Source organism: Sphingopyxis sp., from assembly GCF_040216815.1.
In the GTDB taxonomy this organism is placed as follows: Bacteria; Pseudomonadota; Alphaproteobacteria; order Sphingomonadales; family Sphingomonadaceae; genus Sphingopyxis.
On sequence record NZ_JAVJOJ010000010.1, the window covers coordinates 29,055 to 43,258 of the forward strand.

Below are 14,204 nucleotides of genomic sequence, written 5' to 3' on the forward strand. Positions count from 1 at the left end.
TACATGCGCGGATTATGGCAGACCGCTTCACCAAGATGCACGGCCTCGGCAACGACTTTGTCGTGATCGACGCGCGCGTGGCTGCCGTCGAGATGACGGCGGCACGCGCCCATGCGATCGCCGACCGCCGCCACGGCATCGGGTGCGACCAGCTGATCCTGCTCGAACCTTCTGCAAGTGCCGATGTGAAGATGCGCATCTTCAACGCCGACGGCAGCGAGGTCGAAGCGTGCGGCAATGCCACGCGCTGCGTCGCGACGCTGATCGGCAAGCCCGCGGTGATCGAGACGCTGGGCGGGATGCTGCGCGTCACGCCCGCCGATGGGGGTGCCGAAGTGACGCTGGGCGAGCCCATATTCGATTGGGAGCATATCCCGCTTGCGATGCCCATGGACACGCGCGACATGCCCGTCGCGTGGGATGAGCTGGAACATGGCGCGAGCGTCAATGTCGGCAATCCGCATATCGTCTTTTTCGTGCCCGAGGCCGATGCCGTCGCGCTCGATCAATTGGGCCCGCGGATCGAAACCGACCCGCTGTTTCCCGAACGCGTCAACGTCAATGTCGCGAGTCTCGATGGCGAGAATCAATTGCAGCTCCGCGTATGGGAACGCGGCGTCGGGTTGACGCAGGCGTGCGGCACCGGCGCGTGTGCAACCGCGGTCGCCGCGATCCGTGCGGGGCTGGTCCAGTCGCCGGTGACGATCTCGCTGCCCGGCGGGGATCTGGTCATCCGCTGGGCACCAGGCGAACGGATCGTGATGAGCGGCGCCGCGACGCGCGTTTTCGAAGGCGAGACCGATTGGGCGCAGTTCGGATGATTGCCGGCCGCGTCGACCGCCCGAAGGTCGTCAATTTCGGTTGCCGGCTCAACATTGCCGAGGGTGAAGCGATTCGCGCGGCCGTCGAGGGTGCGGCCGCGCACGACACGATCGTCTTCAACAGCTGCGCGGTGACCGACGAAGCGGTGCGCCAGGTGCGCCAGGCGGTGCGCCGCACGCTGCGTGAGCGGCCGGACGCCGAGGTGGTGGTGACGGGGTGCGCGGCGGAACTGGATCGCGGCGCGTTCGAAGCGATGGGCGCGCGGATCGTCGGAAACGACGTCAAGGGCCTGGCCGAGAGCTATCAAGCCCCTGTGTCCGCGCGAGGGCGGGAGCCCACAGATATTTCCAGGATGCAGTCGTCCTACGTCCCCGCCCTCTCCGGCGCCGATCATGCGCGCGCCTTCCTGGGCGTCCAGACCGGCTGCTCGCACAGCTGCACCTTCTGCGCGACCGTGATGGCGCGGGGCAAAGCGCGCTCGGCGACGGTCGAAACGGTGGTCGAGTCCGCACGCACCGCGCTGGCGCGCGGGCAGCGCGAGATCGTGCTCACCGGCGTCGACCTCGCAAGCTATGGCGACGACAGCGGGACGAGCCTCGCCGCACTTGTCGAAGCCTTGCTGACGCTGCCGGTCGAGCGGCTTCGCCTCTCGTCGCTCGACCCCGACCGGATCGACGACGCGCTCTTCGCCTTGCTGACGCAGGAAGCGCGCGTGATGCCGCACGTCCACCTGTCGTTGCAGGCCGGCGACGACATGGTGCTGACCCGCATGAAACGCCGCCACCGGCGCGGCGACGCGGTGCGCCTGACCCAGCGGCTAAAGACCGCGCGGCCCGAAATCGCGATCGGCGCCGACCTGATCGCGGGTTTTCCGACCGAGGATGACGCGATGTTCGCGAATTCGCTGGCGCTGATCGACGATTGCGACATCGTCTTTGGCCATATCTTTCCGTACAGTGCGCGCGCCGGGACACCCGCGGCGCGGATGCCGCAGGTTGGCCGCGCGATCGCGCGCGAGCGTGCGGCAACGCTGCGCGCCGCCAATGCGCGGCGGCGGCAGGACTGGCTCGACAGCCAGGCCGGACGGACGGCATCGATGCTCGTCGAGCGCGACGGGCTGACCGGCCACGCCGAAAATTTCGTCGCCGTGACGCTGTCTGCCCCCGCCGCGCCCGGCACCATCATCGACGTGCGCCTGATCGCGCGCGACGGCGACCGCATGGTCGCGACCCCTGCGCAAGAAAAGGACATTGCCGCATGACCGGCAAAAGCTGGAGTGAAAGGCTGCTCGGCGGCTTTCGCCGTACCTCCGAGCGGCTTGGCGAGAATCTCGCCGGCCTGACCGGCAAGGCGCGGCTCGACGAGGATGATCTCGACCGGATCGAGGAGGCGCTGATCACCGCCGACCTTGGCCCCGCCATGGCCGCGCGCATCCGCGATCGGCTGTCCGAACGGCGCGACATCGCCGCGAACGGGACCGAGGATTTGCGTAAGCTTGTCGCCGAACAGATTGGCGCGGTCCTGCGCCCCGTCGCCGAACCGCTCGACATCGACGCCTTCCCTCGCCCGCAGGTCATCCTTGTCATCGGGGTCAACGGGTCGGGCAAGACCACCACGATCGCGAAGCTCGCGCATCTGTTCCAGGAACAGGATTATGGCGTGATGCTGGTGGCGGGCGATACGTTCCGCGCGGCGGCGATCGGGCAATTGAAGGTCTGGGCCGAACGGCTCGGCGTGCCGATCATGGCGGGCCCCGAGGGCGGCGACAGCGCCGGCATCGTGTTCGATGCGGTGAAACAGGCGACCGCGACGGGCATCGACGTGCTCATCGTCGATACCGCCGGCCGGCTTCAGAACAAGCGCGAGCTGATGGACGAACTGGCCAAGATCAAGCGCGTGCTCGGCCGCCTCAACCCCGCCGCGCCGCACGACGTCGTGCTCGTGCTCGACGCGACGACGGGACAGAATGCGCTGTCCCAGATCGACGTGTTCCGCGAGGTTGCGGGGGTCACGGGTCTTGTGATGACCAAGCTCGACGGCACCGCGCGCGGCGGCGTTCTCGTGGCAGCGGCAGAGCGTCACGGCCTGCCGATCCACGCGATCGGCATCGGCGAGACGATGGAGGATCTGCGCCCCTTCGACGCCGACGAGATCGCCGGCATTATTGCAGGAAATATTCGATGAGTGCCCCCGACATGCCGCCGACCGGTCCCGAGCCCGTCCCCGCGCCGCCGCGCGCCCAACATGGGTGGCTCAACTTCGCGATCGACTTCGGGCCGTTGCTCGTTTTCTTCCTCGCCTATAAATTCGCATCGGGCGGCGAAGGCGCCTTTGCCGCGACGACGGCGGCGATCAAGGGCACGGTCGCGTTCATGGTCGCGATCGTCGTCGCGATGACGGTGTCGAAGTGGAAACTCGGCAAGATTTCGCCGATGCTGTGGATGTCGAGCGTCCTCGTCCTCGGTTTCGGCGCGCTGACCATCTGGTTCCACGACGAACGCTTTATCGTGATGAAGCCGACGATCATCTATGGCGCCTTTGCCGCGATGCTGCTCGGCGGCTGGTGGTTCGGGCGGCCGATGCTCAAATATCTCCTGCAATCGGCGCTGGAAGGGCTGACCGAACGGGGGTGGCTTCTTCTCTCGCGCAACTGGGGCCTGTTCTTTGCGACGCTCGGCATCGCCAATCATGTGATGTACGAGCTGATCCAGGCAAAGCAGATGAGCTTCGACCTGTGGCTGACGATCAAGGTCTGGGGCGTCACCGCGCTGTCCTTCCTCTTTACCTTGAGCCAGGTTCCGGTGATGCTGAAAAACGGCCTCGCGGTGCCCGAAGAGGCACCCGAAAAGGGCTGATACCCCGGCTTATCGCTGCTGCGATGGCGGCAGCGCCGTTGGCACGCCGCCGGCACCGGGAGAATCGATACAATGCAAGCTTGAGGCATGTCTCCGCCGCTGGCATATCTATCGCACCGGCTCCGGGTCGCACACGGCGCCGCGATAAGCAGGGGGAAATGCCATGGACAAGTTTTTCGGTAATCTGCACGCCGTTCTGGGCACCGGACTGGTGCTCGCGATCGTCCTGATGCTCTGGCTCAACGGCCAGAATTTCGAGGATGGCATGGCCGCGGGCAATGCGATCATGCGCTGGCTCCACACCTTCTTCGGCGTGCTGTGGATCGGTCTGCTCTATTATTTCAATTTCGTCCAGATGCCGACGATGCCGAAGATCCCGGCCGAACTGAAACCCGCGGTGGGCAAGCATATCGCGCCTGCCGCGCTCTTCTGGTTCCGCTGGGCGGCGGCAGCGACCGTGCTGTTCGGCCTCGCCATCGCTTTTCACGCCAAATATGCGATCCCGGCGCTCACCTTCCAGGATCCTTATCGGCTGATCGGCGCGGGCATGTGGCTGGGGCTGATCATGGCGTTCAACGTCTGGTTCCTGATCTGGCCGAACCAGAAAAAGGCGCTGGGCATCGTCGAAGCCGACGATGCGGCCAAGGTCAAGGCGGCACGAACCGCAATGATCTTTTCGCGGACCAACACGCTGCTGTCGATCCCGATGCTCTATGCGATGGTGAATTTCAGCTAAACCACCGCAACAGGAAATCAACAGGGGCGCTTCGGAATACCGGAGCGCCCCTTTTTTTCCCGTTCGTGTCGAGCGGCTTAGGTTGTTAGGGTCAGGACCCTAACCTTGCTCCACCGCCGCCTTGTGCGTGCGGCCGTTCAGCACATAATGGGCAACGCCCAGCTGCATTCCCGCCGCCTGCGCATCGTCGATCTCGCGCACGCGCCGCGCGGGCGACCCGGCCCAGAGTTCGCGATCGGGAATTTCCTTGTTCTCGGTCAGCAAGGCGCCCGCGGCGAGCATCGCGTCGCTGCCGATGCGGCAGCCGTTCATCACCGTCGCCTTCAGCCCGACGAAGGCACGGGGCGCCAGCGTACAGCCATGCACCATCGCCATATGGCCGATCAGCACATCCTCGCCGATGATCGTCGGGAATCCTTCCGGCCGGTGCGGCATCGGGCCGTCGCAATGGACGACGCTGCCGTCCTGGATGTTCGAGCGCGCGCCGACGACGATGCGGCTGACGTCGGCGCGCAGCACGCAATTATACCAGATGCTGACGTCGGGTCCGATGGTCACGTCGCCGATGATCCGGCAGCCCGGCGCGATGAACGCGCTGGGGTCGATCTGCGGCGTCTTGCCATTGACGCTGATAATGCTGATGTCGCTCATTCGTCGCGGCCTCCGATGATATTTTTCCAGATGAGCACCGGCAGCGTCGAAGAATAATCGTCGGTCCAACGCTCGAAATTCGCCTCGCCCGCCAGCGCGACCCAGGCGCCGTCAGCAAAGGCCTCTTCGCGCGGACGGATGCCGCCGGTCAATTGCGCCATGCGGTCCGGCGCCGCGGTCAGCGCGACCCAGTTCGACGCGGTCAGATCGCTAAGGTCGCTGCCGTTCTGCGGGCCGGGATCCATGCGGATCGCCGCGCTCCAGCCCCGCGCCTTCGCTTCTGCCGCCAGCACGGGTTCGAGCCCGAAAAAGCGGTTGGAAATATGGACGAGCAAAATGCCGTCAGGCTTCATCGCGCGCGCATAAATGCCGATCGCTTCGCTGGTCAGCAGGTGCAGCGGGATCGCATCGGACGAAAAAGCGTCGATCACGATAATGTCGAAACGCCCCGGCGGCTGGCCTGCGATCTGCAGGCGCGCATCGCCGACGACGATCGAAGCGTCGGGCGCGCAATCGGAAAGAAAGGTGAATTTGGCAGGATCGCGCGCGATGTCGACCATCACCGGGTCGATTTCGAAGATCGTCCAATCCTGTCCCGCCTTGCGATAGCAGGCGAGCGTCCCCGCACCCAGCCCGACGATCCCGATCGCGGCATCGGGTCCCGCCAGCGCTTCGGCCCGGGCAAGGGTCAGCCCGACACCCGATTGCGAACCATAATAGGTCGTGGGCTCGCGCCGGTGATCGGCGTCGGTGCGCTGAAGCCCGTGCAGCGTCGTGCCATGGGCGAGGCGGCGTTGATGGGCGCCGGGATAGTCGGTGACGGTATAGACGCCGAAATAGCTGCGCACGCGCGCGCCGGTGAAGCTTTCCTGGATCGTGTCCCACCCGCCGACGCCGAGCATCAACAGCGCGAGCGCGGATACATAGGCCCAGCGCCAGCCGGTGACGAGAATCCCGATGACAAAAATCGCAATGCCCCAGGGCGCGAGGTCGCCGTCGAGGCGGCCGGTCCAGCGACCGACCATGTTCCACGCCGCGAGCGCCGCGATCCCCACGAGCAAGAATGCCGCAACGCGCGCTGTCCTGGCTTCGATCCCCAGCCATTTGTCCCACGGAAGGAGCGCCGGCAGCGGCAACAGCATCGCCGCGCCGAGGATCAGCAGTGGATGTTCGTAAACCCAGTCGAACAGCAGCGGCGCGACGAGCGCCGCGAAAAGTCCGCCGAGCACCCCGCCCGCCGACATGAGAAGATAGAATAGGGTCAGATGCTGCGCCGCCGGGCGCAGATAATAAAGATAACCGTGCAGCGCGGTGGCGACGACGAACAGCATCGCAAGGCTGGCGAGCGCGACCATCATCGACCCCCCGCCCGAACTCAGAAGCCCGAGCCCGCCGATGGCGAGCAGCACCACCGGCGCCAGCAGCGTGATGATCTCGGTCGGGCGCGCGAGGGTGGAGAAAGCAATGACGAAGCTGAGCAGGTAAAGACCGAGCGGAAGAACCCACAACAGCGGCATTGCGACAATGTCGGTTGTGAGGTGCGTCGTCGTCGAAAGCATCAGCCCCGAGGGCACCGCCGCGATCAGCAGCCAGTGCAGCTGGCGCCGCAACGTCGGCCGCGGTTCGCCGTTCTTTTCGTCGGCATGGCTTTCGGCGCCGCCATGCCAGCGCGCCGCCGCCGCCCCGGCGACGAGCAGCACGAGGACCGCATAACCCGCGCTCCAGCTCCAGCTTTGCGCCGCAAGCGGCATATTGGGTTCGACGAGCGCCGGATAGCTGATGAGCCCGGCAAAACTGCCGAGGTTCGATGCAGCATAAAGATAATAGGGATCGCCGGCGCGCGGATCGGTGGCGAACCAGCGCTGCATCAGCGGCGCCTGCGCCGAGACCATGAAAAAGACCGGCCCGATCGATGCAAAGAGCAGGAGCGGAACCCACAGCGCCTCCTGCCCCGGCCCCGGCGATCCGATCTGGGCGATGCCGATCGGAAGCCACAGCGCCGCGACGAGGAAAAGCGCGAGATGGATCATCGCCTGCCGCCGCACGGCAAAACGCCCCAGCCAATGCGCATAGGCATAGCCGCCGAGAAGCAGCGCCTGATAGACGAGCATCGCGCTGTTCCACACCATCGGCGCACCGCCCAATTTGGGCAGCACCATGCGCGCGACCATCGGCTGCACGAGGAACAGCAGAAAGCTGCCGACGAGGATCGTCAGCACGAACAGCCAGCGGCGCGGCGAACGCGGCGCGATCATCGCATCATGCGCCGAGCAGCCGCGCCGCGTCGAGCGCGTGATAGCTGAGCACGCCCGATGCGCCCGCGCGGCGGAAGGCGAGCAGCGTTTCGAGGATCAGCGCATCGCGGTCGCCCGCGCCGGCCGCCGCCGCGGCCTCGATCATCGCATATTCGCCCGACACCTGATAGGCGTAGACGGGCACCGCGAAATTGTCCTTCACCGCACGCACGATGTCGAGATAGGGCAGGCCGGGCTTGACCATAACGCTGTCGGCGCCCTCGGCCAGATCCTGTGCCACCTCGCGCAGCGCTTCCTCGGCATTTGCGGGGTCCATCTGATAGGTCTTTTTGTCGCCTTTCAGAAGGCCGCGCGAGCCAACGGCGTCGCGAAACGGGCCATAGAAGGCCGAGGCATATTTGGCGGCATAGCTCATGATCTGGACATGGCCGAAGCCTTCGCCCTCCAGCGCCTGCCGGATCGCGCCGACGCGGCCGTCCATCATGTCGCTGGGCGCGATGATGTCGGCCCCGGCGCGCGCCTGGTTGAGCGCCTGCCCGACGAGTATCTCGACCGTCGCATCGTTCGCCACATAGCCGCTATCGTCGATCAGCCCGTCCTGCCCGTGGCTGGTATAGGGATCGAGCGCCACGTCGGTGAGGATGCCGATCTCGTCGCCGAGCGCCTGCTTGATCGCGGCCGTCGCGCGGCACATGAGGTTATCGGGATTGAGCGCCTCCACGCCATCGGCGCTGCGCCGGTCGACCTGCGTATAGGGAAAGAGCGCGAGGCACGGGATGCCCGCCGCGACCGCATCGCGTGCGCGCGCGACGAGCCGGTCGACCGACCAGCGCGATACGCCGGGCAGGCTCGCGATCGGTTGCTCCGTCTCCGAACCGTCGCAGACGAAAAGCGGCCAGATGAGGTTCGCGGGCGACAAGTGCGTTTCGCGCACCATCGCGCGGCTCCAGCCGGTGCGGCGCGTGCGGCGCAGGCGCAGATCAGGAAACGGGGCGTGGGTCATGCAGGGTGCATAGCGGCGGCGCGGCGCGTGGCAAATGGATATTGCCGCCGCCGGACGCGATCAGAGTCCCGCGCCCGCCCGCTTCGATGCCACGTCCGCGAGGCTTCCGAGTTTGGGCCCCTCGATCTGTTTGGGCGCGACCGGGGCGAGCGCCACACCGGGCGCGATCGCGGTGAGTTCGCGGATCCGGGCGCGGAAGGCGGCGAGCTCTTTCCCTTCGAGAAGCGCGCGGGTAACGAACGTCACCGACGATGGATTGACCGCGCGCCCGTTGCGATACAGTTCATAATGAAGATGGGGTCCGGTCGACAGGCCGGTCGAACCGATATAGCCGATCACCTGCCCGCGGCTAACGCGCTGGCCCGAACGCACGGCGATCCGGCTCATATGACCATAGCCGGAACCGAGGCCATTGCCGTGGTTCAGCCGGACATAATTGCCATAGCCGCCGTTGCGCCCCGCCATCGTCACGACACCGTCGGTCACAGCAAAGATGGGCGCGCCGTACCCGCCGCCGAAATCGATGCCGCTGTGCATCCGTTTATAGCCGAGAATCGGATGCCGCCGCATTCCGAAGGTCGAGGTGATGCGGCCGTTTGCGGGCCGCGCCATGCCGCCGCGCTGCTGCCCGACACCCGACGCCTCGAACCATTGGGCACGGCCGCCGACATTCCATTCGAGCATCGACAGCCGGGGTTTGCCGCCGCGGACGAGGCCGGCATAGAGCAGCTTGCCCGTCTCGCTTTCGCCCGTTTCGGCGCGGCGATGCTCGACGATGATGTCATATTCGTCGTTTGCCCGCACGCCGCTGCCCACCGAAATCTGCTGTCCGATGACGCGCAGATAGGATTGGATCGCCTGCGGTGGCGCGCCCGCGGCGCGCGCCGAACGATAGAGGCTGTCGCCCACCCGTCCGCGAATGCGGAGCGGCGTGGCATCGACCGCGATCGGAATGCGGCGCAGCACGAGCTGCCCCCCGATGCGCTCCATCTCGATGCGAAGGTCGAAGCGCGCACGCATCGCCAGCGCATCGACCGGCCGCGGCATGGTCCGCGCGGCGCGGCGGCCGAGGATGAGGTCGACGCGCGTTCCCGGCGCAATGTCGGCAAGCGGCACCGCTCCCGACACCTTCTCGGCGATCGCCTGCGCCTCGACCTTTCCGACCCCCGAGCGTTCGAGCAGCCGCGCGAAACTGTCGCCGCGCCCCAGGGTGGCGGTGAGTTCGATCTGCGGTCGTTCGGGGGTCTGCGCGAGCGGGCGGACGGCATCGGTCGCCGCCATGTGCCGCCCGCTATCGCCGCCAAGGGCCAGCGGCACGATCATCTGGCCGCGCGCTTCGTTGAAATCGGCGGCGTCGAGCGCCGTCGGCGTGGTGACGGTCAGCGGCCGGACCCCCGGAAAGGTTGCGATCGCACTGCCGCAAAGCAGGGTGAGCGTTGCCAGGCCGCGCCACCATTCGCCCGATCCGATATTGGCGCCGAGGTCGGGGACCAGATCGAGCCCGGCCAGCCGGTCGCGCCAATCGGGCCGGGCGACCGAATCGGCACCCGCCCGCGGCAGCGGGACCGCTTGCGACATGGTGAGAGCGGCCGCATTGCCGGACATCCCCGCGATGGGTTCGTGACGCTGGAACAAAATGCAACCCCCGCCCGGCGGCAAGATCACACCCCGGCCGCCGACTGATATTCTACGCCGCACTCTGTAAAGAAAGACCGTTAAAGTCAATTTAATGGCGGATTTGCGCGCGCCGCGTGCGGCCAGCCGTGGCGCGGCCGCGACATGATGCCGCCGCGCGGGAAAAATCGGCCTTCGCCCGGCCGTTCGACGATCGAGTGTTGCGCCCTGCGCGCGCGCGTGCCAGCTTGGGCGCAAGAAAATGACACCCTCCTTCTCCCAGCCGGTCAAGGCTGTCCTTGGCCCCACCAACACCGGCAAAACCCATTTGGCGGTCGAGCGCCTGACCGCCCATGCCAGCGGCATGATCGGCTTTCCGCTGCGCCTGCTCGCGCGCGAGGTGTATGATCGCGTCGTCGCCATCAAAGGGCCCGCAGAGGTCGCGTTGGTCACGGGCGAGGAACGGATCATGCCCCCCGGCGCACGCTATCTGCTCGGCACGATGGAGGCGCTGCCGGTGACGCGCGACGTGGCCTTCGTCGGCATCGACGAAGCGCAACTCGGCGCCGACCCCGAACGCGGCCATGTCTTCACCGATCGGCTGCTGCGGGCACGCGGGCGCGAAGAGACGATGATCCTGGGGTCCGCGAGCATCCGCGCGCTGGTCGGCGCACTTGTACCCGACGCCGAAATCATCACGCGGCCGCGCTTTTCGACCTTGAGCTATGCCGGATCGTCCAAGCTGTCGCGCCTGCCCAAACGATCGGCGATCGTCGCCTTTTCGGCTGAAGAAGTCTATGCGATTGCCGAGATGCTGCGCCGCTTTTCGGGCGGCGCCGCGGTCGTCATGGGCGCGCTCAGCCCCAAGACGCGCAACGCGCAGGTCGCGATGTTCGAGGCGGGCGAGGTCGACTATCTCGTCGCGACCGATGCGATCGGCATGGGGCTCAACCTCGACGTCAGCCATGTCGCCTTTGCGAGCCTGCAGAAGTTCGACGGCCGCCGGCTCCGCCGCCTGACGATCGCCGAAATGGCGCAGATCGCCGGCCGCGCCGGGCGCCATCAGCAGGACGGCAGTTTCGGCACCGTCGGCCTGCCGCAAGGCGGTTTCACGCCCGAGGAAGTCAGCGCGATCGAAGGGCATCACTTCCCGCCGGTGCCCAGTCTGTTCTGGCGCGAACCCAACCCGCGCTTCGGATCGCTCGACCAGCTTCTGTCCGACCTCGCGCAGCCGCCGACGCAGCCGGGGCTGCGCCCCGCGCCCGAGGCGGTCGACATTGCCGTGCTCAAATATCTTGCCGGAGATATGGAGGTCCGCGCGCGCGGCAGCGATTTCGACGCCGTCCAGCGCCTGTGGGACGTGTGCGGCCTGCCCGATTTCGAACAGCTGGGCGCCGAACATCACAGCCGGACCGTGTTCAAGCTGTGGCAATGGCGCACGAGCGGCGACGGCAGCGTCGATTCCGATTGGTTCGCGCGGCGGCTCGCCCGGCTCGACGATGTCGAGGGCGACATCGACCAGCTGGCGAGCCGGATCGCCGCGGTTCGCACGCTCTGCTTCATCGCCCAGCGCGGCGACTGGATCGACGGCGGCGCGGGCTGGGCCGAGCAGACGCAGGCGCTCGAATCGCGCCTTTCCGACGCGCTGCACGCCGCGCTCGCGCAGCGCTTTGTCGACCGGCGCCTCGCGCTCCTCCTGCGCGATGCGGGACAGCGCGGCAACCGCCTGCCCGTGGCAGTCGGCGCCGATGGCACCGTCGCCGTCGATGGCGAGCCCATCGGCACGCTGAACGGCTTTCAGTTCAAGGTGGACCCGGTGGCGAGGGCCAGCGATCACCGGATGCTGCTTGCCGCTGCCGAAAAACATCTGCGCGCCGAACTGGCGCGCCGCGCGACATCGCTTGCCGAAGGCGAGGACAAGGCCCTGTCGCTGATCGCCGAACCGGGAACCATGCCGCGCCTCGCGTGGCACGGCCATATCGTCGCGACGCTCGCCCGCGGGCCCACGCTGGTCCAGCCCGCGATCCAGATCGACCCGTCGCTCCGGCGGCTGGAGCCCCAGCAGGTTCAGGCGATTACGGACCGGCTTCTGCGCTTCGTCGCGACCCAGCTCGCGCGCCACGCCGCGCCACTCGCGGCGATGGGCGAGGCCGCGGGCGACCTGTTCACGCCGCCGCGGGTTCGCGCCTTGCTGGCCGCGCTCACCGACAACAGCGGGACGATCGGCCGCGCCGCGGTCGAGGACCAGCTCGACGCGCTGACCGCCGAAGAACGTCCGCAACTTCGCAAGCTCGGCCTCACCATCGGCTCGCTCGACATTTTTCATCCGCTGCTGTTGAAACCCGAAGCCGTACGCTGGCGCGCGGCGCTGACCGCGGCACAGCAGGGCTCGCCCATACCCGCGCTGCCGCCGCAGGGGGCGGTGCTGCAAAAAAGCGGCAGCCAGGCCGGCCTGGCGATCGCCGGTTTCCGCCGCTGCGCGGGCGGCTGGCTGCGCATCGACATGGCCGAAAAACTCGCGCGGCAGGCGCACGCCGCGCGAATGCAGGCGGCGGCGCCGCCGACCTCGCCGGTTGCGGGCGGCGACGAGCATCAGCATGACGAGGCAGGCGACGAGGCGCCCCATCCGCTTCCGCCGGGGTTCGTGATCGACCCCGCGCTGGCAACGTCGCTGGGACTCGACGAGGAAACGCGCCGCGCGCTGCTCGGCAGCTTCGGTTTTCGCGCTGTCGGGGACCCGAAGATGGAGCGCTGGCGCTGGTCGGGTCTGCGAAAGGCCGCCCACAAGCGCCCGCGGCGCAAAAAGCCGCGCAAAGGCGCCGAAGCCGCGCGCGCCGCGGTCAATGGCGAAATGCGGCGCCCCGCTTCCGAACAGGGCAAGGCGAAGCGCCGCAACGTCGAAAAGCCCCGCACCGATACGCCGCACACGCCGCGGCCCCGCCAATCCGGGCGGCGCGGGCCATCGCCCCACAGCCCCTTTGCCGGTCTCGCCGCGATGCTCGCCGACGCGCGCAAGGACTGACCTGCGCATGGCAAGTCCAGGTGCGGCGGGAAGTATCCGGCTCGACAAGCTGCTCTGGTTCCTGCGTTTCGCCCGCTCGCGCAGCATCGCGCAGGCGATGGTCGCCGCGGGGCATATCCGGCTCGACGGACGGCGCATCACGCGGTCGTCGTGCGCCGTGCACGCGGGGGCGACGCTTGTGCTGCCCGTCGGCGAACGGATCGAGGTGATCCGCCTGCTCGCGCTGCCGCTGCGGCGCGGACCCGCGGCGGAGGCGCAAGCCTGCTACGTCCGGCTCGATTCGGGGGCGCCTCCCCCTTGAGCTGAACTATCGGCGGGCGAGAAAAAGCTGTCGCCCCGAAACCCCGTCTTTCGCGTAACGAGTGAGAGTGATTCGCAACTGTTGCTTTGCGTTGACGCGTAACATTCGCCCGGCCTAGAGGCAGGAACGATCATCGTCAGGACGGCAAGCGTGCCGCCGACCAAGGGAGCAAATACCCATGACCTATGTGGTGACCGACGCGTGTATCCGCTGCAAATACATGGATTGCGTCGAGGTTTGTCCGGTCGATTGTTTCTATGAGGGCGAGAATATGCTCGTCATCAATCCGAACGAGTGCATCGACTGCGGCGTGTGCGAACCCGAATGCCCGGCGGAGGCGATTCTGCCCGACACCGAAAGCGGGCTCGAAAAATGGCTGGAGGTCAACAGCAAGTTCAGCGCCGAATGGCCGAACATCACGGTGAAGAAGGACAGCCCCGCCGACGCGGACGAGTATAAGGGCGTCGAGGATAAATTCGACAAATTCTTCTCGCCGGAACCCGGCGAAGGCGACTGATCGCCGACCGGCGACAAAGCGGAAAGGGCGGGTCGTTCCCGCCCTTTTGTTTTGGCGGCCTCATATCTCTTTCCGACCGGAAGACGACCTTCCCTTCATCGTCATCCCGGCGCAGGCCGGGATGACGACCTCGCATCATAGCGCACCGGCGAGATCCCGGCCTTCGCCGGGATGACGGACCTGAAGATGGCCGCTCCCCACCCCGAAAACAGCCGCCTCCCAATAAGCCTTTCCTACATTATTAGGCTATGCCAGCCTTCGACAGCTCCGCCCATGACAGGCGATCCGGTCGCACGCGTTCGCCGACTAGGCACGTTCGAACCGGCTGGCCGTGAGGCTGAACTTCCCTGACCTTTGGAAATGGCCGCGCGATGATTTGCCCCTTGAATCCATCGCGCGCGGCGACGATGTAGGGCGTCGGACACCCA

General features: G+C 67.0%; 12 protein-coding genes. 8 read left to right on the plus strand and 4 right to left on the minus strand.

The window, feature by feature from the left end; genetic code table 11:
- Positions 1-14 precede the first annotated feature (14 nt).
- The 5 genes from dapF to RIA72_RS14920 all read left to right on the plus strand — a co-directional run bounded on the left by dapF (position 15) and on the right by RIA72_RS14920 (position 4,413).
- Positions 15-821: a diaminopimelate epimerase gene (gene dapF, locus RIA72_RS14900; protein WP_350032857.1), complete on the plus strand. Its 807-nt coding sequence runs from the start codon at positions 15-17 to the stop codon at positions 819-821.
- Positions 818-2,083: a MiaB/RimO family radical SAM methylthiotransferase gene (locus RIA72_RS14905; RefSeq protein WP_350032858.1), complete on the plus strand. Its 1,266-nt coding sequence runs from the start codon at positions 818-820 to the stop codon at positions 2,081-2,083. Before dapF ends, RIA72_RS14905 begins: the two co-directional genes overlap by 4 nt.
- Positions 2,080-3,006, plus strand: a complete 927-nt coding sequence (gene ftsY, locus RIA72_RS14910) for a signal recognition particle-docking protein FtsY (RefSeq protein WP_350032859.1) — start codon at positions 2,080-2,082, stop codon at positions 3,004-3,006. Before RIA72_RS14905 ends, ftsY begins: the two co-directional genes overlap by 4 nt.
- A complete protein-coding gene (locus tag RIA72_RS14915; RefSeq protein WP_350032860.1) occupies positions 3,003-3,677 on the plus strand; it encodes an inner membrane-spanning protein YciB in 675 nt (224 codons plus the stop codon). The genes ftsY and RIA72_RS14915 overlap by 4 nt, the downstream gene beginning before the upstream one ends.
- A gap of 163 nt (positions 3,678-3,840) precedes the next feature.
- Complete coding sequence (locus RIA72_RS14920; RefSeq protein ID WP_350032861.1) at positions 3,841-4,413, plus strand: urate hydroxylase PuuD; 573 nt, start codon at positions 3,841-3,843, stop codon at positions 4,411-4,413.
- A gap of 99 nt (positions 4,414-4,512) precedes the next feature.
- Here RIA72_RS14920 and RIA72_RS14925 read toward each other — a convergent pair whose 3' ends face one another.
- Genes RIA72_RS14925 through RIA72_RS14940 form a run of 4 tightly spaced genes read right to left on the minus strand, consistent with a single transcriptional unit; the run spans position 4,513 to position 9,957 of the window.
- Entirely contained in the window at positions 4,513-5,064 is a 552-nt protein-coding gene (locus tag RIA72_RS14925; protein WP_350032862.1) for a gamma carbonic anhydrase family protein, read from the minus strand.
- Complete coding sequence (locus RIA72_RS14930) at positions 5,061-7,319, minus strand: fused MFS/spermidine synthase (protein WP_350032863.1); 2,259 nt, start codon at positions 7,317-7,319, stop codon at positions 5,061-5,063. Before RIA72_RS14930 ends, RIA72_RS14925 begins: the two co-directional genes overlap by 4 nt.
- Before the next feature lie 4 nt (positions 7,320-7,323).
- The gene (hemB, locus tag RIA72_RS14935) at positions 7,324-8,322 is read right to left on the minus strand and encodes a porphobilinogen synthase (protein WP_350032864.1); all 999 of its coding nucleotides are present in this window, start codon (positions 8,320-8,322) and stop codon (positions 7,324-7,326) included.
- Between the two features lie 60 nt (positions 8,323-8,382).
- On the minus strand, positions 8,383-9,957 hold the full coding sequence (locus RIA72_RS14940) for a peptidoglycan DD-metalloendopeptidase family protein (RefSeq protein ID WP_502957969.1): 1,575 nt from the start codon (positions 9,955-9,957) through the stop codon (positions 8,383-8,385).
- A gap of 241 nt (positions 9,958-10,198) precedes the next feature.
- On the opposite strand from RIA72_RS14940, the gene RIA72_RS14945 reads away from it, so the two are divergent.
- The 3 genes from RIA72_RS14945 to fdxA all read left to right on the plus strand — a co-directional run bounded on the left by RIA72_RS14945 (position 10,199) and on the right by fdxA (position 13,776).
- Positions 10,199-12,958: a helicase-related protein gene (locus RIA72_RS14945; RefSeq protein ID WP_350032865.1), complete on the plus strand. Its 2,760-nt coding sequence runs from the start codon at positions 10,199-10,201 to the stop codon at positions 12,956-12,958.
- A gap of 7 nt (positions 12,959-12,965) precedes the next feature.
- Positions 12,966-13,259, plus strand: a complete 294-nt coding sequence (locus RIA72_RS14950) for an RNA-binding S4 domain-containing protein (RefSeq protein WP_350032866.1) — start codon at positions 12,966-12,968, stop codon at positions 13,257-13,259.
- 178 nt (positions 13,260-13,437) lie between these two features.
- Positions 13,438-13,776 carry a ferredoxin FdxA gene (gene fdxA, locus RIA72_RS14955; protein WP_350032867.1) on the plus strand — a complete coding sequence of 113 codons (339 nt, stop codon included), beginning with the start codon at positions 13,438-13,440 and terminating at the stop codon, positions 13,774-13,776.
- Positions 13,777-14,204 lie beyond the last annotated feature (428 nt).